Genomic DNA, 21,023 nt, shown 5'->3' on the forward strand with positions numbered 1-21,023 from the left:
AAGCGCGTCAAAACACGAGCTTTTAACAGGTAGCTAAGCATATCAAAATCCAGTGCAGTCGTCCAAACTCACCCAAACCTTATCGTTCGGACTAGACATCCATACGGGGAGTGGGGACGACCTGCAAACGGGCTGTCTTGAGGCCCGCCGCATCCGCAACGAAGCCAATCGACTCGACCGAGCTGGTTGGGATTGGGACGAGATCAAATCAACTGTTGTCGCCAACGCTGATCACGTCAACAACACCACCCAACTCATCGTTGACAAGGCACTCGGTGAAATCGAAACCAATCACGACAACAAAGATGACGGGTGGGGCGACCCTACCCATACACCGACGAGTCGTACCCGATGGTGATGAACCACGGAGAAGGCTATCGCCTGTTCCCCGAAGACGACGAGACGGTTCGGTTCCGTATCACCGCCACAAGAGGCACGCACGTCAAAGGTGAACTTCGTGGCAACCCCGACCACTTCGACAGACTCCAAATCGCATTCAACGACGAAGAGTGGCGGGTTGGAACCGTTGAAGTCGTTCACAAACACGGTGAGTGGCGACTCCACGTAACAGTCACCCACGAGACTCATCACGTCGCCAGCAAGAACGACGCGGACACAATTGTTGGTGTGGATGTGAACGAGGGCTGTATTGCACTGCTGCAATGAGTCGAAATGGGTCGGTGAAAGACTCCGTGGTGTTTGAGTACCCGTCGGTGAAAGAACAGCGACACGAGTTTTTCACCAAGCGCAAGCGGATGCAGAACACTCCCGTTTGCTGCACTCCAAAACATGGTGTCGTACAAGGCTGCGTGGGAAGGGATTCCCAGCGATGTGGTTGACCCGGAGTACACGAGCCAGCGGTGCCCAAGAACGGAGTGCCAGCACACAGAACGAGCGAACCGACACAGAAAGCGGTTCAAGTGCCAGCAGTGCGAGTTTCAAGACCATTCCGATAGGAAGGCGGCGGTGTGCGTTGTGCAGAATTGGTTTGACGAGCAGTCTGGAAATGTGCCGTCTCTCGAAACCCTTCCACGAGTTCGGACGGTGAGACGGGCGGCATCGGGCGGTGGTGGAGCCGCCGACTCTCACGGACGCCATTCGCGTTCGGATGTTACCTCCGCAGGGGAGGCGTAACCAGAGATGGAAGCGCGAGAGGAATTAAAGACCGTTGCATCAGCAGTGCAGGACTAAACACGGACGCCCCGCGCCACCGTGCGGGGGTACTTCACGCAGATTGCGTAATCGAGAGAAAACGGGAAAACTACCTTTGAGCCATTTGCCCGCAAATGTAGTGCTCCGTCAGGGATTTGAACCCGATGCAAATCCTCGCTTCACTCGGATTTCCGTGCTTCAAATCCCAGAGCGTGCGCTTCCTTCTTCGTTACGCTGTTCCTCAGAAGAGTGCTCCGTCAGGGATTTGAACCCTGGTCATCGGCTCGAAAGGCCGAAATGATTGGCCGGACTACACCAACGGAGCGTGTCTCGTACGCACTCTTTGCTTGCCGAGGGTTAATAAAAAACGTTCCGTTCCACGTCCGTCGTGACACGTGCTGACGCACACAGCGTGTGAGCCCCATCTCGAAACGCTCACACTCACGGTTTCCACCATCTCAGCTGTTCAAAGTGCTGAATTAGTATTCCACCATCCTCCAACTCTTCCCAGGTCTCCGTTAACAATCCACACTCAGTCGGGTTACACCCAATCGATTCACTCCGCTGTCTGATCGAGCGTCCCGTACTCGAGTACCGCCTCGATCGTCGGCGTCACGGCCGTCGCGTCGACGGCGTCGATGCCACTGAGATCAACATCGCGCGCGGCGGGGCCGCCCAGGGCGTAGCAACCGTAGGCGGATTCGTCGACGCGGCCGTGGGAGCCGCTGACCGTCGAGGGGTCGAGCGAGACCATTCCCTCCTCACCGAAGAACAGTTCGCAGGGGTCGAAACCGGGCTTGTCGTGGATGTCCATGTCGGTCGCGTACGGCGGCGCGTTGTCGTGGTCGGTCCACCAGTAGTACTGGAACCAGGCGTCCGGCTCCGCGACGAGGACGAAATCACCCGCGTTCGGGTGGTCGATCCCCCACTCGGCCTTCTCGGCGTCGTCGATGACGGTGGCGACGCCGTCGAGATCGGCGAGCAACTCGCGGGCCGACTCGAGTGCGTCACCGTCCACGCCCGCGTTTCCGTTCGCGCCGTCGTCTGTCCCCGCATCCGCGCCCGCGTCTGCGTCCGTGTCCAGATAGACATGTGCAATCTGATGATCCACCATCGCGAACGCGGCGGAGTTCGGAATGTCGGCGTCACCCTCCGCATCGGTTTCGAGGAGTCCCGCCTCGTGAAGTGCCCGATTCGGGAACACTGGCTGTTCGACGTCGTGGAAGCCGTACTCGCTCAAGAGGTTGACCGCGGTCTCGTCCCAGCGGTCGGTCTCCGAGAGGAAGTCGAGAAAGTCTCCAAGCATCTCGTCGACCGTCTCGAGTTCCGCGTCGAACGCGTCGGAACTCGGCCCGTCGCTCTGACCGACGTAGTCCAGATGGGGAACGTACACCCAGAGCAGGTCGGGATCGAAGCGCTCGACCGCCTCGCGCGCCGCCGAAAGGATCCATTGGCTTCCCTCCTCGTTCGCGCCTGGCCCCCAGTAGTTGTGCAGGGGGAAGTGGGCGTACGCTTCCTGGAGGTCGTCGTAGAACCCATTGGGGTTCGTCCAGCAGTTCATCTCGATCAGGTTGTTGTCCTCGTCCTCGATGGGCGAAGGCGTCACGGCCACGTCGGCGGACGTCCCGATCAGGTGCTGGAAGAACAGGGCACCGGTCGTGAGCCCGGCCTCGCTTGCGGTTTCCCAGATTCGATTCCGGTCCGCGCGATCGCGCTCCCAGAACTCGGCGGCCCGGCGCTCGCGGTCGAACTCACCGCTCGAGACATCGCCGTGCTCGCTCGGCCCAGTCCCGGTCGCGAGGGTCGTCTGCGTTGGCACCGTCAGTGCGGGAAATGGTGGTCGAAGATCCGTCACCCGCTCGTTCGGAAAGAGCGAGTGCAGCGTCGGCGTCCGTTCAGGGTCGATGTGCTGGGGCTGGAGCCCAACGACGTCGAGAACGATGAGTCGGCCTGTGGAGTCGATCGTTTCGGAGTCGAACTCGAGTGCGGTCTGTTCGGTCTGTTCGGTCCGTTCGGTGCTGTCGGTACTGGCCGTGTCGTGGCTTCCGGTGTCGTCAGTCATACCTCGGTATCGCTATGGGTCGCAGCATAGTCGTACAACCAGTGCAACTGCTTCGAGAAATCGTGTTCGTCGACCCCGAGCGGGGCCTTGAAAAACGAGGCGAGGTGGGGCTGGAGACCCCCGTCACCGTATTCGTCGGCATGTGCGATCAGCCGAACCAGATCGAGCACGAGCGGCGCGGCCAGCGCTGAATCTGACCCCTCCCAGGTGAACTGCATCGTCATCTCAGTGTTCAGGAAGCCCTCGAAGTGGATGTAGTCCCAGGCCGTCTTCCAGTCCGCGAGCGACGGCGTGTAGTCGATCCGGACCCGATTGTGGCCAACCTCTGGAAGGATGGACTCGAGTACGTCGCCCTTGCTCGCGAGTTTGCCGGCGGCGTTTTGCTCGTCCTCGAGTACGAGTCCGTCCTTGTTGCCGAGGATGTTGTGGCCCTCCCAGGAGAGGACGTTCAGGTTTCGGCCGGCGAACATGGGCGCGAGCGCGGACTTGACGAGTGTTTCGCCGGTTTTGGCGTCTCGGCCGACGTGGGGGACGCCGCGGTCGGCGGCGAGTTCCTGTACCCCGCCGAGCGCGTTGCCCGTGCTCGGCGTGAAGTTGACGAACGGATGGCCGGCGTCGATGGCAGCGTAGGCGTAGAGAACGCTTGCGGGCAGGTCGCGGTCGTCGGTGTCGAGTGCCTCTTCCAGCGCGTCGCGAGTGTCGTACTGGTCGGCTGTGGGGAGTTCCGGCTCCGTGGACGCGACGTTGACGACGATGAGGCGGTCGAGGTCGTGTGCGGTTCGGAACGACTCGTAGTCGTCGCGGATCTGGTCGAGAACGGTCCGCATCGAGAGCGACTCCTCGAGTTGTTGGCTCTCATCGGTCACCGCAGCTCCGCAGTTGATCGCCGTCCCGACCTCGATGCGCTCGTCGACGGCAGTGAGGTCGTCGCGGACGCCCGCGAGGGTTGCCTCGTCGGGAACGCCGTTTCGCTCGCACTGGCGCTCTGCCTGCTCGACGAGCGAGGTCGGATCGATGTCGTGGCCACCGAAGACGAACTCCTCGACGGGGGGTAACTCGAGTGCCGAGACTGGCTCGCGCTCGGTGACCATGCCGGTCGTATCGGTATGACCGGCGGCGATTGCCCGTGCGCCGACGATGGCCATCGTCGCGACGTTTCCACGTGCGCCGACGAGCCAGACGCCGGTCCGATCTCCGGTGAGCGAGTCGGTCGAGTCGGCTGCGTGAGGCGAGTCAGCGCTCATCGGCCATCACGAGCGCAGTGGGTGGGTTGGGGGAGGCCGTCGGCGCTCGGGGCGCTCGGCCTCGACTGGTGCGTGACCGCTCCGGGAGTCGTCGAAGGCGTCTGCGCGTGTTCACTCATCCGGAAGCCATCTGTCCGGGATGGCTTTTGTTATGCCCGCCGTAGCACGCGTAACACGTGTTTGGCCGAGACTAACACGACATTCCCCGCGAGTCGGACGACCGTCGTTCAGGCACAATATGAGATTAGCCGCGTGAACAACCGGCATTCCAAAACCGAACCACTGTCGTACTCCGGGGCATGCGCATTATCGACCCCCACATGCACATGGTGTCGCGCGCGGCCGACGACTACAAGCGGGCGCGACGCGCCGGCATCGAGTGCTGTATCGAGCCGGCATTCTGGAGCGGGCAGGACAAACAGCACGCGGGCGCGTTCTTCGACTATTTCGAGCAGATCATCGAACACGAGACCGACCGGGCTGAGCGGACAGCCAACATGGACCACTACGTGACGATCGGCCTCGAGCCCAAAGAGGCCAACTACCGGGACATGGCCGAGAAGGTCGTCGAGCGCATTCCGGAGTATCTCGACCGCGATCCGGTGGTCGGCGTCGGTGAGATCGGTTTCGACCAGGTCACCGACGACGAAGAGTGGGCCTTCCGCGAGCAGTTAGAAATCGCCGAGGACCGCGAACTGCCCGTCGTCGTCCACACACCTCACACCGACAAGCCGGCCGGTACCGAGCGCATCGTCGAGATCATCGAGGAAATGGGCCTCACCCAGGACCGGATCATCATCGACCACAACACCGAGGATACGATCGATATCTCCGCACAGACTGACTGCTGGATCGGCTTCACCCTCTACCCCGGCAAGATCGAGGCCGACGCCGCAATCGACCTGTTAGAGGAGTACGGCACTGACAACATGATCTTCAACAGCGCCGCCGACTGGGATCCCTCCGACCCGCTCGCAGTTCCCAAGGCGCGCGACAAAATGCTAGACCGCGGCTGGGACCGCGAGGAGGTCCGAAAGGTCGTCTTCGAGAATCCCTACGAGTTCTTCAACCAGTCGCCGAACTTCGACTACGAGGCCTGATCCATGCAGTTTGGCTTCTCTACGAACGCCTTCCGCGAGTACGACCTCACCGACGCGATCGAGGAACTCGCCGACGCGGGCTACGACGGCGTCGAACTCCTCTTCGACGAGCCCCACCTCTACCCGCCCACCGCCACCGAGGACGAGATTGGCGCAGTCCAGGACGCACTCGAGTCCAACGACATCGCGATCAGCAACGGGAACGCGTTCATGCTGACCGCGATCGAGGACTTCCACCACCCCTCGTTCATCGAACCCGACGCGGACTACCGCCGCGAGCGAGTCGACTACACGCTCGCCGCACTCGAGACCGCCGCCGACCTCGGCATCCCACACATCTCGATCGAGCCTGGCGGCCCGATTCCCGAGGAGAAGTCCCGCGAGTGGGCGATGGACACTTTCATCGATGGACTCGAGGAGGTCGCCACCCGCGCCGAGGATGTCGGCGTCGACGTCCTCGTCGAACCCGAACCGGACCTGCTGATCGAGACCTCCGAGGAGTTCTTCGACCTGCTCGAGCGCGTCGACTCAGACCGGATCAAGTGTAACTTCGACGCGGGCCACTTCTACTGCGTCGGCGAGGATCCCGCCGCGCTGGTCGCGGACCTCCACGAGTACACGCCACACTACCACCTGGAGGACATTCCGGACGATCGGACGCACGAACACACCCAACTCGGCGACGGTGCGATGGACATCGATGGCTTCCTCAGCGAACTCGACGAGCGCGGCTACGACGGTTTCGTCACGGTCGAACTCTACCCCTACGAGGAGACCGCGGTCGAAACGGCCCGCGACGCGATGGCGTATCTCGAGGAACACGGGTGGGCGTAGGTGGTCGGCAGGGGCGTCGACGGCAGCAGCGACAGCGGTGCGGGTGGTGAGCGCTCCGACTCTGTTACTTCGACTTCCTCTGACGCCGCCACAACCGCTACACACCGCGAGACTCTCGCCGCCGTCGCCGAACTCGTCCGCGTCCCGAACCTCTTCACCGCGCCGCCCGACGTGATTCTCGGCGCGGCACTCGTCTCGGTTGCCGGCGCTGAATTCTCACTGTCCGCAGTGGCTGGACTCGCCGCCGCCTCCATTCTGCTCTACGCCGCCGGAACGACGCTCAACGACGCGTTCGACGCCCCGATCGACGCCCGCGAACGACCCGACCGGCCGATTCCCTCGGGTCGCATCTCTCGACGGGATGCGTTCGGATTCGGGGCTGGACTGTTGCTCGCCGCCGTCGCCGTCGCGTTCGCCGCGGCCGGCGCTCCCGGTGCTATCGTCGCCGCGCTGCTCGCCGGCGCAATCGTCGCCTACGACGGTCCGCTCAAGGGCACCGGCGTCGGCTTCCTCGCAATGGGCGCGACCCGCGGCCTGAACGTCGTCCTCGGCACGACCGCCGCGACAGCCGGGTTCGTCCTTTCTGACTTCGGGCCGGCGCTGCTCGCCGTCCCTGCGATCGTTGTCGTCTACATCGCCGCCGTCACCTTCATGGCCGCCCGCGAAACCCAGGGCCAGAACCGTCCTGCAATCGCCGTTGCTGCCGCGGGCGCACTCGCCGCGCTCCTCGTGCTCGGCTGGGTGCTCGTGAGTGTGGGAACGGGGGTACTCGAGTCCGCCCTCGCGCTCGGCTTCGCCGTGCTCTTTTGCTGGTGGGTGGGCAGGCCACTCTGGGTGGCGCACGCGGACCCGATTCCGGAAACGGTTGGGCCTGCGGTGGGTGCCTGCGTGCTCGGACTCGTACTGCTCGACGCGGCCTTCGCAGCAGTAGCTGGGATCTGGTGGGGGCTCGCTGTCGCTGTGTTTCTCGTGCCGGCGGTGGGGCTGTCTCGGGTGTTCGACGTGACCTAGTCTCGAGACCACGATACTCTCGATACTCTCGCTGATCTCGCTGATCTCGATGGTCTCGATGGTCTCGATGGTCTCGATGGTCTCGATGGTGTCAGTCCTCTCAGTCGTCTTAGTCGTCTCGAATCCACCTACCAGGGAGCCACTACGCAGCTATTAGGCCGAATTACGCCACTCGCCCTGCACATCCCGTACAAATCCATTAGTGGCGGGTCGGTGTACGGTCGCCATGGTCGACCTCGCCTTCTCGACGAACGCGTACACGCGCCACTCCCTTCCAGAAGCCGTCCGACGCATCGCCGACCACGGCTACGCCGGTGTCGAACTCCTCGGCGACGAGCCACACGCCTACTTCCCCGAGTTCGACAATGTCGCTCGGGACGACCTCATCAAGGCACTCGAGGAGACCGGACTGTCCGTCTCGAACATCAACGCCAACACCGCGACCGGCTACTACGACGACGCCCCACCCTCGTCTTTCTTCGAACCGAGCATCATTCAGGCGGACGACGACGCCCGCGCGTGGCGCGTCGAGTACACGAAGCGTGCTATCGACCTCGCCGAGACCGTCGACGCCCCCGCCGTCTGTCTCGCGACCGGTCGCCCGCTCCCCGGAACGCCCCCCGAGGAGGCCCGCGAGTATCTCCACGAATCGCTCGGCGAGATTCTCGATTACGCCGAACCTCGCGACGTGGATGTCGGGATCGAGTTCGAACCCGAACTCCTGATCGAGAACACCGACGAAGTGCTCGCACTGACCGACGAGATCGGCCGCGACAGTCTCGGGGTCAATCTCGACGTGGGTCATGCCGCAGTCTACGGCGAGGATGTGGTCAAGAGTATCCGCCGCAGCGCCGGCTCGATTACGGGCGTCCATCTCGAGGACATCGTCGGCGGCCGACGCGGGAAACACTACCACCGCATTCCAGGCGAGGGCGATCTCGATTTCCGGGCCATCTTCGACGCGCTGGACGACATCGGCTACGACGGATTCGCGACGCTGGAACTCTACACCTATCCAGACGAGCCTGACCGGGCGGCTCGGGAGGCCTACGACGAACTCTCACAGTACGTCTAAAGTTGTGGGCCTTCACTTCGCAACCGCTGTAGTCGCTGCCCGGAGTACCACGTCCCGTCGCGAACCCCGCCGCCACCTCAACGTTTTTGCCCCATCGTCCCAACCCATCCGCCATGAAATACGTCCGATTCCGCGACCCGGCAGGGGCAGTTCGACGAGGCACACTCGAGAGCGGCCACGTTCATTTCGCAAACGAGAGCTACGATCTCAACAGCGACGAGATTGACGTGCTCCCACCGTGTGAGCCGTCGAAAATTGTCTGTATCGGCCGCAACTACGCCGATCACGCCGACGAAATGGGATCCGACGTGCCGGACCGTCCACTGCTCTTTCTGAAGCCACCGAACGCGCTCGCGGGTCACGGCGACACGGTCACCGTTCCCGCCGGCAAGGAGCGAATCGACCACGAGGCCGAACTCGCCGTCGTCATCGGCGAGCAGTGCCGTCACGTCCCCGAAGCCGACGCGATGGACGTCGTCGAGGGCTTCACCTGCATGAACGACGTTTCGAACCGCGACGACCAGCGCCAGGAACAGAACTGGATCCGCGGCAAAGCTTTCGATGGTGCCGCCCCGCTCGGTCCAGTGCTCGCGACGCCTGACGAGGTGCCAGCCGACGCCAGCGTGCAGACGCGCGTCAACGGCGAACTCCGACAGGACGGCCACCGCGAGCAGCTTATCTTCCCGATTCCGGAACTGATCGCCGAGATCACGACCTACATGACGCTCGAACCAGGCGACGTGATCGCGACCGGCACGCCGGAAGGCGTCGGTGCGCTAAACGATGGCGACGAGGTCGAAATCGAAGTCGAAGGCGTGGGGGTACTCGAGCACACGGTTCGCGTTCCCTGATGCGATGAGTTTCGCGGCGGCTCAGTCTCGAGTGGGAGTGATCGGTTGTGAGCCAGTCACTCGACTGTGAACAGATGTCCCTCCGTCGGCACGTCGAACAACCCGATACGCGCCCCCGCATCGAGCCAGGCGTGGCCGTAAGAGAACGACGCCAGCGCGTTCACGAGGTCGTCCTGGTCGCGGAAGTGCCGGCCATCCGTGAGGTAGGACTCTGCCATCCCGTAGCAGTCCGCCGCCGCCTCGGCCATTGGGGTTCCCTCCCGGGGTGCAACCGTGGCCTCCTCGAGTGCCTCCGCGAGTAATCCTTCGTACCGATCCGTCTTTTCGGCGAGATCCGCAGCCATACTGAGTTCTTCTCGGACGGAACTGTAAGTGCGTCGCCGGCGTCGCTCGCAAAACTGGCTGGCCAAGAGTGATACACAGCGGCCCGTTGCTGGGAACGCAAGGGGTTTACGCGCCGTTTCCCTACCAATGGACAGACAGATGAGCGACCAGCCTCGCGTCGAAATCTACACGAAGACGAACTGTCCCTACTGCGATAAGGCGAAGGACCTCTTCGACAGCAAGGGAATCGAGTACGACGTGTACAACGTCACGGGCGACGACGAGTTGTTCGAGGAGATGGTCGAGCGCGCCGACGGCCGCAAGACTGCACCCGAGGTGTTTATCGACGACGAACTGATCGGTGGCTGGGACGACACCAGCGCACTCGAGGAGACCGGTGAGCTCGACGAGAAACTCGGCATTGCGGACGATGTCGGGAACGATGGCCACGGCGGCGGGGACGGTGACGGTGACGGCGACGGTGACGATGGAGGTGAAGACACCATCGAGCACCGCCCACTCATCATCGCTGGCACGGGTATTGCCGGCCTCACCGCCGCGATCTACGCCGGTCGGTCGAACAACGACCCGCTCGTGATCGAAGGTGACGAACCCGGCGGCCAGCTCACACTCACTACGGACGTCGCGAACTATCCCGGCTTCCCAGACGGAATCAGCGGCCCAGAGCTGGTCAACAACATGAAAGAGCAGGCCAAGCAGTTCGGTGCCGACCTGAAAAACGGCATCATCGACACTGTCGAGGCCGACCAGCGCCCGTTCCGCGTCGAACTTACGAACGGCGATGTCTACACCGCAGACGCCGTCATCGCCGCCTCCGGTGCCAGCGCCCGAACGCTCGGCGTTCCTGGCGAGGACGAACTCATGGGGTACGGTCTCTCGACGTGTGCCACCTGTGACGGCGCGTTCTTCCGCGGCGAAGACATGCTCGTCGTCGGCGGCGGCGACGCAGCCATGGAGGAAGCCACCTTCCTCACGAAGTTCGCCGACACCGTCTACATCGCCCACCGCCGTGAAGAATTCCGCGCAGAGGACTACTGGATCGACCGCGTCCACGAGAAGGTTGAGGAGGGCGAGATCGAGATCATGAAAAACACTGAACTGGTCGAGGTCCACGGCTCGCAGGAGGCTGGCGTCGACCACGTTACGCTCGTCGAAAACGACCAGGGCCACCCCACTGACCGACTCGATGACCCCGAGACCAACGAGTTCGAGTTCGACGTCGGCGCAGTCTTCCTCGCCATCGGCCACACGCCGAACACGGAGTATCTCGAGGGAACTGGCGTAACGATGGATGACGAGGGCTACCTCCGAACCCAGGGCGGCGATGGCGGCGGCCAGACCGAGACTGACGTGCCCGGCATCTTCGGTGCCGGCGACGTCGTCGACTACCACTACCAGCAGGCCGTCACCGCGGCCGGGATGGGATCGAAGGCCGCACTTGACGTCGACGAGTATCTCGACGACCTCGAACGCGCGGAGGCAACGTCGGAAACGGAAGCCGCAGCGGCTGACGACTGATACAACGTCAAAGATAACGACAGCGCCGACGACAACGTCAGCGAGTCAGCACTCGACTACACCACGACTATTGTTCTCTCGGACGTTGGCTATTCCGTACTCGAGTTCCAGTCTGCACGCAACACCTCGGGATTCGGGATGCACTATGCAAACGAGAGAAAGCGACAGATGGGGGCGAGAGCAATCAGGACAGAATCGTGACGTCCGGCCCATCGTCGTCATCGTCCTGGATAAACTCACTCGAACAGTCTCCCACGACGTTTGCGTTCCGAGCAGTGACGTCAGCCAGATTGGTACGTACCAGCCCCCAGACACACCTCCCGTACATCGCCCCCAGCGATCAGCCACGGGCACGACCCAACGTATACGCAGACACAACTATCATCCAGATCTAGCCGCATCGAAACGCTGAACTGGCTCCTGTCCCAATATACTGTCCTCGAATGAGCCCTGATACGCCCGAGACGAAGATCCCGGACGACAGCCCCATCGTCCTCTTTGACGGCGTCTGCAACCTCTGTAACGGCTTCGTTCAGTTTCTCGTCCCCCGCGACACTGACGAGCAGTTCTACTTCGCCTCGCTCCAGTCTGACGTCGCGACGCAACTGCTCGCCGAGCACGGGTTACCGACGGACGAACTCGAGTCCATCGTGCTTATCGAGGGTGAGGACTGTTACGTCAAGTCGGCCGCCGTCATCCGAATCGCGTCGATTCTGGGCGGTGTCTACGCGTTGCTCCGACCGTTTCGGTTCGTACCGCGACGGGTTCGTGACTGGGTGTACGACCTCGTCGCGGCCAACCGGTACCGTCTGTTCGGCAAGAAAGACCAGTGTATGATGCCGACGGGGAACGTCCAGCAGCGGTTTCTGGAGTGAACGAGCGACTCGGAGCTGACGAGTAAGCACAGCAGCTAGCTGCAAAGTCTGATTTTACGCCGATTCTGGTGCGTACAGCGTGTGTTCGAGCGTTGCCACGAGCTCATCGCTCGTCTCGGGAAGCCACGCCGTCGTCGTCACAGTCGTTCGTCGGAAGAAAATGCCCTGCAGCGTGACACACAGTACTTCGGCCACCCGTCCCGACTCACAGTCGACGAACGTCCCCGAATCGATGCCCGCCTCGATAACCGACTGGAGCCAGTCTCGGAACACTCGGTCGCTCCGAGTGAAGTGTTCGCGGTACGCGGCGTCGTGAGCCGCTTGCGCACGCAACTCGATGAACACCCGTCGAACCGACTGCTCCGGGTCGGAGTCCACCGGTGTGCAGACGCGTTCGATCGTCTGTTCGAGGGTTTCCCGTGGGTCGTCGACCGTCTCGTCCAGCGTCGACTCGAGATAGTCGAGCATGTACTCGAGACACGAGAGGACGAGTTCGTCCTTGCCATCGTAGTGGTGATAGATAAGCGACTGGCTCTTCTCGAGTTCGTCACCGATCACCGAGAGTGTGAGATCGGCATAGCCGTGATCACAGAGTGCCCGATAGGTTGCTGCGAGAATTTCTTCGCGCGTCCCGGAGACGGTGGCGAACGGATCGATACTCATCGGTTCAGGTGACCTGCTGCAGCGGTTGCCAGTCGACTCAGTTGAGAGAGGCAGAACTGGAAACGAGAGCGGCGTCTCAGCCGTTGCCATCGACTGTGGCTTCTTTCCCCGTGACGCACCTGTGTATCGTGCATACCAACGTGGTATCGACGCCACTCCATAAGCGTTTGAATGAACATTCAATCAAAAAGGCTATATACGATCTGACGACTGTATCACGTAATGACCTCTTCTCGCGTCCGGTCGTGGAAGCGACTCGCTACCCACTGCGGGTCAGCCATCGACACGGCAACACAGTATCGAACCGAGTATGGGGGCACCACATGAGTCGGTCCAGACACACCGCTGCCCTCGTGGTGCTCGGATTGTGTCTCCTCGCGCTTCTCGCCCTCCCGACGATCGGTGGCGCCCTCGAACGAGGCGAACCGAATCTCGAACTCTATCTCTCGGACAACGAGGTCGCACCCGGTGGGACCGAGATGATCGAGATCGATATCCAGAACGATGCCGAACTGACCGTCGGCACCGGTCAGGAGGTGCTGACTGCTCGCGCGACATCGGTCGAACTCGAGGACACGGGGCCGTTCGAGTCGAAGTCCGGCGAGACCGCAGTCGGGCCGATTCAGGACGGACAGATCGTCTCTGTGCCACAGCAAATCGAAGTCCCGAACGATATCGAGCCCGGTGAGTACGATGTGTCGGTTCGCGTTCGCTACGCATACACGAGCATGGTTTCTGATCGGGCGGGAGTCTCGCAACGACAAACCGCCTCGGAAACCCACGACGTTACCGTCGTTGTTCCTGACGAACCGCGGTTCGACATTTCCGACGTGAAGACAGATGTCGAGCCAGGTGCCAGCGGCCCTGCGACGATCGAAGTGACGAACACGGGGACCGAACAGGCAAACGTCACGCGTGCCACGATCACCGGTGGGACTGGTGTCACGATCGATGGCAGCACCCCGGAAGCACCAGCAGAGGAGATCATCGGCGATCTGGCGCCGAACGAGTCGACGACGTTCACTGTCGATGTTGCGCTCGATCGCTCACTCAGTGGCGGCGAAAAGCCGCTCGATATCCAGTTCAGCTACCGTGACTCCTCGGGAATCGAACGCGAGAGTCAGTCCGAAACGGCAAGCCTCGCTCCCGCCTCAGAGCAGTCGTTCTCGATCGACAAACTCGAGGACACCCTCGCCGTCGGCTACGACGGCGAGATCACCGGTGAAATAACGAACGACGGCCCACGAGCGGTTGACGACGCAGTCCTGATCGTCGAGCCGATGAGTGAGTCGCTGTTCATCGAGGACACGCGATACGCGCTACCCGAACTCGATGCCGGTGAAACGACGACGTTCCGCTACCCGACCGACGTGAGCGGACAGGCCGACGAGGGGCCGAGACAGCTTCGGTTCTCCGTCGAGTACACCGGCAGCGGTGACGCCACACTCGAGGACGGCCCAATTTCAGAGCGCGTCTTTGTCGATCCTCAACAGGATGAGTTCAGCCTGACTGACGACGGGATCTCCGTTCCACAGGATGGGCAAACGTCGTTCGAACTTGTGATTACTAACGAGCGCCAGCAGACGCTATCGAATATTGACGCGAAGCTGTACACGGACAGTCCGCTGCAGACGAGCAACGACGAGGCGTTTGTGCCGGAACTTGCACCCGGTGAGTCGGCAACGATGACGTTCGACGTGGCGGCCGCTGCCGACGCGCCAGCCGAAACACACCCGGTTGAACTCGACTTCGAGTACGAGACCGAACGCGGTGAGACGACGATCTCGGACGTTTACCAGCATCCGATCGATGTCGAGGCTGTTGAGACGGATGACGGCGGTAGCTTCATCGGCTCGGCGGTGGGCGTGATGACGGCACTGACGGCCGTCGGCCTCGGACTCGGGTTCTGGTGGCGGCGCACGTGAGCAGACGGATGTATCAACCACCGTTTCACGCCGTGAACCCGGTTTCAGGCCCTCCTGTAAGCAAACCAGTGTCGGTCGAACGTCCAAAGAGCGATGAGTGAAGATCGATCGAATCAGCCGGCGGAGACACAAGGAGAGACGGCATCAGAGGCGTCGTCATCGGAGAGTGGTGGCGCCGGTGTGAGCCTCTTTGGGACCCTCAGTGATCGGCTCGGCTCGCTCGGTGGTGGCTCCGGTAGCGGCTCCAGTGGTGGCTCGGATGGTGGCTCCGGTAGTGGCTCCAGTGGTGGTTCGGATGGTGGCTCCGGTAGCGGCTCCAGTGGTGGTTCGGATGGTGGCTCCGGTAGTGTCTCCAGTGGTGGCTCGGATGGTGGCTCGGACGGCGGATCGCGTGGCGATGACCCGTTTACCCGCCGAGTCAATCCCCTGATCACCAACCGCCCGTGGACCATCGTCGCTGTCTTTCTCCTGCTGACGGGTGTCTTCCTCGGCGGTGCACTAGCTGGTGGCGCGGGACAGGAAGCCGGTGCTGACCAATTCACCGAAGATACCGAGGCCTACGAAGCGTTCGAGGACATGCAAGAGAACTTCGACCGTGGTGACCGGTCGAGCGGTGGCACGTCGGCACAGCTATTCATCACGGACGATCGAAACGTCCTGTCGGAGCAGAGTCTATTGCGGATGCTCGAGTTCCAGGACCGGATCGAGAACGACGGCGACCTTCGGGTTGTCTCGAGTACCAGTCCGGCTTCCCTCGTCGCCACGCAACTCGATCCGTCGGCGACGACGCCCGAAGAACAGTACCGGGCGGTCGACAGAGCGTCGCAACGCCAGCTCGATGAGGCGATTGCGACAGCCGACGAGACGAGTGGGCTGCCGGTAAGTACGGACTTCACTCGCTCGTCGGCGAGTGCGAACGTCGCACAGATCGCGGTCACGTACGATACGCCACCGATGGCGGAGACGGGTGACTACGCGAACCTGCAGTTCGAGACACAGGATCTGGCGAACGAGATAGACGGCTTCGACACTGACGACAACGTCGTCATCTTCGGTGATGCGATTCTCGAGGAGGAGACCTTACAGTTGCTCGGCGACACATCGATCGTCGTCTTCCCGGCAGCGATCATTTTGATCCTGTTCTTCCTGCTCGTCGCCTACCGTGATCCGATCGACCTCGGTCTCGGACTCGTCGCATTGGTGATGACGATGATCTGGACGTTCGGGTTCATGGGATTCGCCCAGATCCCGTTCTCGGATTCACTGATCACCGTCTTCCCGCTGTTGCTCGCTGTCGGAATCGACTTCGGGATTCATATCATTAACCGGTATCGCGAGGAGCGCACGACCGGTGTCCCGATCGGAGAGGCAATGCAGATTACGACCGGACAGTTGACGACGGCGTTGCTCATCGTCACCCTGACGACGGTCTTCAGTTTCGGTGCGAATCTGCTCAGCGACATGACCCGCGACTTCGGGATCGTGGCTGCTTCGGGAATCATCTTCACCTTCCTCATCTTCGGCGTCTTCTTGCCAGCAGGGAAGGTCGGGTTCGACCGGCTCCGCGAGGGGACCCGGTTTCCCGAGTTTGGATCGACGCCGCTCGGAAGCGAGCAGTCGTTCCTGGGACGGGTGCTCCCGGTCGGCGTCCACATCGCTCGGGTGGTGCCCGTGCTCTTCCTGGTCTCGATGCTCGTGATCGGTGCAAGTGCTGCAGCGTACGGAACGGGCGTCGACACCGAGTTCGACGATGAGGCGTTCTTCCCCGACGAAGAACGGATGGAGCAGTACGAGTCGCTCCCTGAGCCGTTTTCGGCAGGTGACTACACGTTCCTGACAGTCCTCGACCACCTAGAGGAGGACTTCGAGCAGGGGCTCGAGGGGTCCGTAACAGTGTACATAGAGGACCCAGGGCTCAGAGACGACAACGCGCTCAGAGAGCTCGATCAGGCGCTACAGAATCCACCAGACGCCTTCGAGTCGGACGGCAGGGAAGCGGATGCGGACAGCCTGATCGATACGATCGAGGCGCAGGCAGCCGCCGATCCAGCGTTCGACGCGACGGTGACGCGATACGACAGTAGCGGCGACGAGATACCAGACCGTGAGCTTGACGCCGTCTACGACGCGCTGTTCGACGCCGCTCCGGACGAGACTGCAGACCGCATGACGACCGACCGGAGCGCCACACGAATCGATATTCAGGTGGATGTCGACGCCGAACAGGATGAGGCCGTCGCTGCGGCGACCGAGGTCGCAAACGAGATGACACTCGATGCAACGGCAACCGGCCAACTCGTGCTATTCGAGACCGTCATCGAGCAGACGACCGACTCGTCGATCACCAGCCTGTTCGTCGCGTTTGTGTTGACAATCGTCTTCCTCGTGCTCTCGTACTGGTGGCTCGAGGGACGGGCCATCTACGGCGTCATCAATCTCATTCCGGTGTTGCTCGCCGTCGCGTTACTTGCAGGATCGATGCGGGTATTCGACATCCCACTCAGTCCGATCAACGCGCCGATCCTCTCGGTCTCGATTGGACTCGGCGTCGACTACACGGTTCACCTGATGCACCGATTCGTCGACGAGTACGAGGAACGCGACGATACCCACGAGGCGCTGCTCGTGACCGTGCAGGGAACCGGTGGCGCGCTCACCGGCAGTATGCTCACGACCGTCTGTGGCCTCGGCGTACTGTACCTCGCGCTCATCCCACTGATCATGGAGTTCGGCCTGCTGCTCGCACTCGGCGTCTTCTACGCCTGGTTCACGTCGATTCTCGTCCTCCCATCGGTCGTGATCGTCTGGGACCGACTCGAGCAACGCTACGGGGAACTCGAGTGGTTCCCGTCGGCGACGGCGTAGTCGGGAGTGGGAGCTGGGATCGGGGTGGTTTCTGGTTTCTGTTCCGGTTCCAGGCCGGTTCGGACTCCGGGTCCGACTCCGACTCCGACTCCGGCTCCGACTCTGGCACCAATTTCAATTCGGTCGGCGTCTGCCAGCCAGTATTCTACCACTCACAACAGCGCAGGGTCGTCTATGCCCGTCTCGCACCGGAGCGACGACGGTTGAGAAACCAGACCACGAGCGCACTCGCACCCGCAACGAGCGCCGGCCACCGATCGCTGCTCAGGAACAGGTCCGCCGCCGGGAAGCGGTAGTCCGAAATCGGCCAGAACACCGCATAGGAGTAGCCTGTGGCAGTCACGAGCACGATATCGAGGATGTGGTGAGAGACGACCCCGACGACGATGAGGGCGAGCGCCCGCCGTCGGAGCTTCGGTGCGACGAACAATGATCCAAGCAATGCGACGATGAGCGTTCCAACCAGCGTGTGCAGCGGTGCCCAGGAGAACGGAACCCCGAGCAGGAACGAGACCGCCGGATCCGGGAGTAGCAACTCGATCTTGACGAAGTCGGGTGCGAGTGCACCGATCATCACCAGTGTCACGTGCGCCGGTCGCATCCACTCGTAACGCATCGACAACAGCGAGCCGATCACGTACCCTGCCAGCACGTGCGTCAAGACGTCAGCCACGGCGCTCACCCCGATCATCGCTCTTGGTGAACGATTGGACTCTCGCAAGCCCGCCCGAGAACTGATTCGAGAGCCAGCCCGTCACAGACGGCCGCTGCTCTCGCGGCACGAACGCCAGCCGTGTCCGGTCGAACCGCCACCCGCACACGAACCGGCCGACGACCCACAGGCCACCGAGAGCCGACACCGCGTACATATACTGCATCTCGCTCGACTGCCTGGCGATCGTTCGATCCGCGACCAGCGTCGACTCGTCCTCGAGTGTTCCGTAAGCAGCAAGCTGGTCACCGGACTCGAGTGGGTCATCAGTATTCACCAGTGCATTTTCGGCATCGACGACGGTAAACTGGCCGTAGCCACTGGCTCTGGTTGCGATGACGACGGGATCAGTGCTGACGACTTCGCCCCCAAGGGTGACTTCGGAACCGACGTAGGCGGCTCGATCCTGTGGGACGTCGGTTTCGTCGGGGCCCGGCTGTTCCATCGGCTCGGCTGGCGATGCGCCGGCCCAGACCATGAGTCCAAAGAGGAGCGCAAACAAGAGCAGAGCTGCGAGCAGACGGCCGCGCTGTCCGAACGGTTCCGCCATGTGTTCGATGGATAGAACGGCAGGGATGGAATAGGTTTTCTGATCCGGGTAGCCCAATTGGCGGGTTGAGTGGGGCTACTTAGCAGGTTCGTTCCGGCGGCTCCCACTCCGTGCGTTCGAGCAGGTCTGGATTCGCCGGTTCGCAAAGCGGCGCGCGATCGACGATGCTCTCAGATCGCATGCCCGAGACCGCCCCCTCGAACATCGAACGGGCATCGATTGCCGGCGCACGAGTGAGTGTTGGGGTGCCATCCACGCGATGGAGACGCTTGTCGACCGGATCCGTCGGTGCGTACGAGCGCTCAAGGGTAGCCCCGTCGGTGACAGTCCCTGTGTCCGATCCCGGTACGCCGATAGCACCGTGCCAGAAGTTCCCTTTGCCGTCCTCACTCCAGACTCGAAGTGTACCGAGCCGAGCATTGGCGTGTTCGTCGTTCCCGACAAAGTCGTTTCCAGTCACCTCATTGGTCGGGAGCATGTGATTAGCCTGCACGCCCTGGACGTTGTCCGCGAGGACGTTTCCCTCATAGATGGAGTTCCCGGCACCGGTGGTCAGACCGACCTGTGTGTTGGTGACGAGGTTGTCTGCAACGTACGAGCGTGAGCCTGCCATGAGGATTCCCTGTGAGGCGTTCCGAACCTCGTTGCCGACAACAGCATTGTGTTCGGGACTGGTCATCACGTCAATCCCTGTCGAGATCGGGTCCTCGATCCGGTTGTCTGCAATCAGGGTATTCGAGGTGTACATCAGGTGGACGCCGATCCGGTTGTTCTCGAGTTCGTTATTCCGGAACACGATCCCGTCCGAGCGGTGGAGATAGATTCCGTCACGACCGCCGGTGAGTGTCGAGTCTTCGACGATGGCGTTCGGCGAGCGGATCGTCGTGACGGCCATGTAACTGTCACTCCAGTGGTCGCTGCCGTGGACGGAGACGTTCCGAACGACGCTCTCGGGCGCGTCCCGGAGCAAGACACCGGTCGCCGGTGTCTCGATCGTTACGTTCTCGACCAGCGCGTTCGGTGCCTCGTCGAGTTCGACGCCGGCATCACTCTGGCCGTACGCCATCTCGAGGGCGTCGTCGACGTCACGATCTTCGTCCTCGTCTGGTTCGGTCGTGTTGCCGACGCCGTCGATCCGCAGGTCTGCGACCGCCGCACGGTCGGATGTGAGCACAAGGACGGAGCCATCACCGTTGCCACGGAGAGTTGTTACAGCGCTGGTTTCGTTTCCGTCACCATTACCGTCACCGTCAGAACCACTATCTGTGCCACTGTCACCGGTACCCTGTCCAACGATCGTGATCGGCCGGTCCACCTCAATCTCATCCGGCACCTCGTGGACACCCTCGGGAACGATAACCGTCGATTCCGCCGGCGCAATTTCGACGGCCTCCTCGAGCGTGGCTGCGTCCTCGCCAACGACGACCGCAACGGAGCGATCCCGAAGCGTCGTCGTCTCCGCGACCAGTTCGTCGGCGTGGGCATGGCGCTGCACGGCGCGATCCCGGACCACGTCCGCGTCGTCGATCTCGAACTCGTACTCGAGTAGGTTCTCCCAGCCGACGACGGTCCCGCCGTGGTTATCGACGAACGTGTCAGCGTCCGCGCGGTCGCTGAAAGGAACGACCGTCTCGCCTGCAGGCGTTCGAGCCTCGCTGTTGACGACGAATACTGCCGACTCGGCATCAATCCAGTCTGTGGATCCGTCCGTGAGCGTTGGATATCCCTCCGCGGTGAGTTGCACGTCGTCACTGGCGCCATAGTCCGTGACGTACACCGCGAGTGGGTAGCCAAAGCGCTCCTCGTGGTCGGGTGTGTCGTATGCGTCGACGAATCGTTCGACGCCGCGGTAGCCGACAACGTACTCGTACTGGGAGTAGAACACCTGTGCTTTCGGTACGTCGATCTCGTCAGAGCCGTCCGCATCGTCCACGTTCTCGAGGACGACACCCGTAGTAACGGTATCGTGGAACGGAACCGGGTCTGTGGTGTCGGGTCCCGAGCCAGCATCGACGGCGAAGAGTCCGACGACTCCGGCGAGGGCGATCACGACGACGAAAAGAACCGAAATCGAAAGGAGACGACGGAAGGAAACCATCGGTAGCGTTGCCCGTTTCTGGGCGGGCCGACACAATAGGTGGTCTGGTACGGTTATCGAAGTATCGGACGTTCAAGCCCGCAACACCCGCGATATGTGGCGCTCGATCGTGATGGTTTTACCGGGACCTCGTATCGGTACTG

General features: G+C 62.1%; 19 protein-coding genes and 1 tRNA gene. 12 read left to right on the forward strand and 8 right to left on the reverse strand.

The genetic code is table 11. The annotated features are described in order from the left end of the window. Positions 1 to 52: 52 nt before the first annotated feature. The 3 genes from NMAG_RS22400 to NMAG_RS22410 all read left to right on the forward strand — a co-directional run bounded on the left by NMAG_RS22400 (position 53) and on the right by NMAG_RS22410 (position 1,134). Positions 53 to 358 carry a hypothetical protein gene (locus tag NMAG_RS22400; RefSeq protein ID WP_160165667.1) on the forward strand — a complete coding sequence of 102 codons (306 nt, stop codon included), beginning with the start codon at positions 53 to 55 and terminating at the stop codon, positions 356 to 358. Continuing rightward, positions 358 to 666 carry a hypothetical protein gene (locus tag NMAG_RS22405; protein WP_160165668.1) on the forward strand — a complete coding sequence of 103 codons (309 nt, stop codon included), beginning with the start codon at positions 358 to 360 and terminating at the stop codon, positions 664 to 666. Before NMAG_RS22400 ends, NMAG_RS22405 begins: the two co-directional genes overlap by 1 nt. Before the next feature lie 123 nt (positions 667 to 789). Continuing rightward, positions 790 to 1,134: a transposase gene (locus NMAG_RS22410; protein ID WP_237076815.1), complete on the forward strand. Its 345-nt coding sequence runs from the start codon at positions 790 to 792 to the stop codon at positions 1,132 to 1,134. A 268-nt stretch (positions 1,135 to 1,402) separates the two neighbouring features. Here NMAG_RS22410 and NMAG_RS03665 read toward each other — a convergent pair. The 3 genes from NMAG_RS03665 to NMAG_RS03675 form a co-directional block, all read right to left on the reverse strand. Next, positions 1,403 to 1,477: transfer RNA gene (locus tag NMAG_RS03665), tRNA-Glu, on the reverse strand. 231 nt (positions 1,478 to 1,708) lie between these two features. Beyond that, positions 1,709 to 3,214, reverse strand: a complete 1,506-nt coding sequence (locus NMAG_RS03670; protein ID WP_004216546.1) for an alkaline phosphatase family protein — start codon at positions 3,212 to 3,214, stop codon at positions 1,709 to 1,711. Next, the gene (locus NMAG_RS03675; protein WP_004216547.1) at positions 3,211 to 4,458 is read right to left on the reverse strand and encodes an inositol-3-phosphate synthase; all 1,248 of its coding nucleotides are present in this window, start codon (positions 4,456 to 4,458) and stop codon (positions 3,211 to 3,213) included. The genes NMAG_RS03670 and NMAG_RS03675 overlap by 4 nt, the downstream gene beginning before the upstream one ends. A gap of 299 nt (positions 4,459 to 4,757) precedes the next feature. On the opposite strand from NMAG_RS03675, the gene NMAG_RS03680 reads away from it, so the two are divergent. From NMAG_RS03680 to NMAG_RS03700, 5 genes are all read left to right on the forward strand, one after another. After that, entirely contained in the window at positions 4,758 to 5,558 is an 801-nt protein-coding gene (locus NMAG_RS03680; RefSeq protein WP_004216548.1) for a TatD family hydrolase, read from the forward strand. Between the two features lie 3 nt (positions 5,559 to 5,561). Next, a complete protein-coding gene (locus NMAG_RS03685; RefSeq protein WP_004216549.1) occupies positions 5,562 to 6,392 on the forward strand; it encodes a sugar phosphate isomerase/epimerase family protein in 831 nt (276 codons plus the stop codon). Then, positions 6,393 to 7,403 carry a UbiA family prenyltransferase gene (locus tag NMAG_RS03690; RefSeq protein WP_004216550.1) on the forward strand — a complete coding sequence of 337 codons (1,011 nt, stop codon included), beginning with the start codon at positions 6,393 to 6,395 and terminating at the stop codon, positions 7,401 to 7,403. Positions 7,404 to 7,629: 226 nt separating this feature from the next. Next, the gene (locus tag NMAG_RS03695; RefSeq protein ID WP_004216551.1) at positions 7,630 to 8,478 is read left to right on the forward strand and encodes a sugar phosphate isomerase/epimerase family protein; all 849 of its coding nucleotides are present in this window, start codon (positions 7,630 to 7,632) and stop codon (positions 8,476 to 8,478) included. Positions 8,479 to 8,591: 113 nt separating this feature from the next. Continuing rightward, positions 8,592 to 9,329 carry a fumarylacetoacetate hydrolase family protein gene (locus NMAG_RS03700; protein ID WP_004216552.1) on the forward strand — a complete coding sequence of 246 codons (738 nt, stop codon included), beginning with the start codon at positions 8,592 to 8,594 and terminating at the stop codon, positions 9,327 to 9,329. 56 nt (positions 9,330 to 9,385) lie between these two features. Here NMAG_RS03700 and NMAG_RS03705 read toward each other — a convergent pair whose 3' ends face one another. After that, positions 9,386 to 9,673 carry a DUF357 domain-containing protein gene (locus NMAG_RS03705; RefSeq protein WP_004216553.1) on the reverse strand — a complete coding sequence of 96 codons (288 nt, stop codon included), beginning with the start codon at positions 9,671 to 9,673 and terminating at the stop codon, positions 9,386 to 9,388. 139 nt (positions 9,674 to 9,812) lie between these two features. Here NMAG_RS03705 and NMAG_RS03710 point away from each other — a divergent pair, with 139 nt between their 5' ends. After that, on the forward strand, positions 9,813 to 11,192 hold the full coding sequence (locus NMAG_RS03710) for an FAD-dependent oxidoreductase (protein ID WP_004216554.1): 1,380 nt from the start codon (positions 9,813 to 9,815) through the stop codon (positions 11,190 to 11,192). Positions 11,193 to 11,635: 443 nt separating this feature from the next. After that, complete coding sequence (locus NMAG_RS03715; RefSeq protein WP_004216555.1) at positions 11,636 to 12,067, forward strand: thiol-disulfide oxidoreductase DCC family protein; 432 nt, start codon at positions 11,636 to 11,638, stop codon at positions 12,065 to 12,067. A 54-nt stretch (positions 12,068 to 12,121) separates the two neighbouring features. On the opposite strand, the gene NMAG_RS03720 is transcribed toward NMAG_RS03715, so the two are convergent. After that, positions 12,122 to 12,730 carry a TetR/AcrR family transcriptional regulator gene (locus tag NMAG_RS03720; RefSeq protein WP_012996415.1) on the reverse strand — a complete coding sequence of 203 codons (609 nt, stop codon included), beginning with the start codon at positions 12,728 to 12,730 and terminating at the stop codon, positions 12,122 to 12,124. A 323-nt stretch (positions 12,731 to 13,053) separates the two neighbouring features. Here NMAG_RS03720 and NMAG_RS03725 point away from each other — a divergent pair, with 323 nt between their 5' ends. Continuing rightward, a complete protein-coding gene (locus NMAG_RS03725; protein WP_012996416.1) occupies positions 13,054 to 14,655 on the forward strand; it encodes a COG1361 S-layer family protein in 1,602 nt (533 codons plus the stop codon). A 93-nt stretch (positions 14,656 to 14,748) separates the two neighbouring features. Continuing rightward, entirely contained in the window at positions 14,749 to 17,520 is a 2,772-nt protein-coding gene (locus NMAG_RS03730; RefSeq protein WP_004216559.1) for an efflux RND transporter permease subunit, read from the forward strand. 172 nt (positions 17,521 to 17,692) lie between these two features. Here NMAG_RS03730 and NMAG_RS03735 read toward each other — a convergent pair whose 3' ends face one another. The 3 genes from NMAG_RS03735 to NMAG_RS03745 form a co-directional block, all read right to left on the reverse strand. Then, a complete protein-coding gene (locus NMAG_RS03735) occupies positions 17,693 to 18,211 on the reverse strand; it encodes a metal-dependent hydrolase (RefSeq protein WP_004216560.1) in 519 nt (172 codons plus the stop codon). Then, entirely contained in the window at positions 18,186 to 18,782 is a 597-nt protein-coding gene (locus tag NMAG_RS03740; RefSeq protein ID WP_004216561.1) for a hypothetical protein, read from the reverse strand. Before NMAG_RS03740 ends, NMAG_RS03735 begins: the two co-directional genes overlap by 26 nt. Before the next feature lie 79 nt (positions 18,783 to 18,861). After that, positions 18,862 to 20,880 carry a right-handed parallel beta-helix repeat-containing protein gene (locus tag NMAG_RS03745; RefSeq protein WP_004216562.1) on the reverse strand — a complete coding sequence of 673 codons (2,019 nt, stop codon included), beginning with the start codon at positions 20,878 to 20,880 and terminating at the stop codon, positions 18,862 to 18,864. Positions 20,881 to 21,023 lie beyond the last annotated feature (143 nt).

The organism is Natrialba magadii ATCC 43099, from assembly GCF_000025625.1.
GTDB lineage: Archaea > Halobacteriota > Halobacteria > Halobacteriales > Natrialbaceae > Natrialba > Natrialba magadii.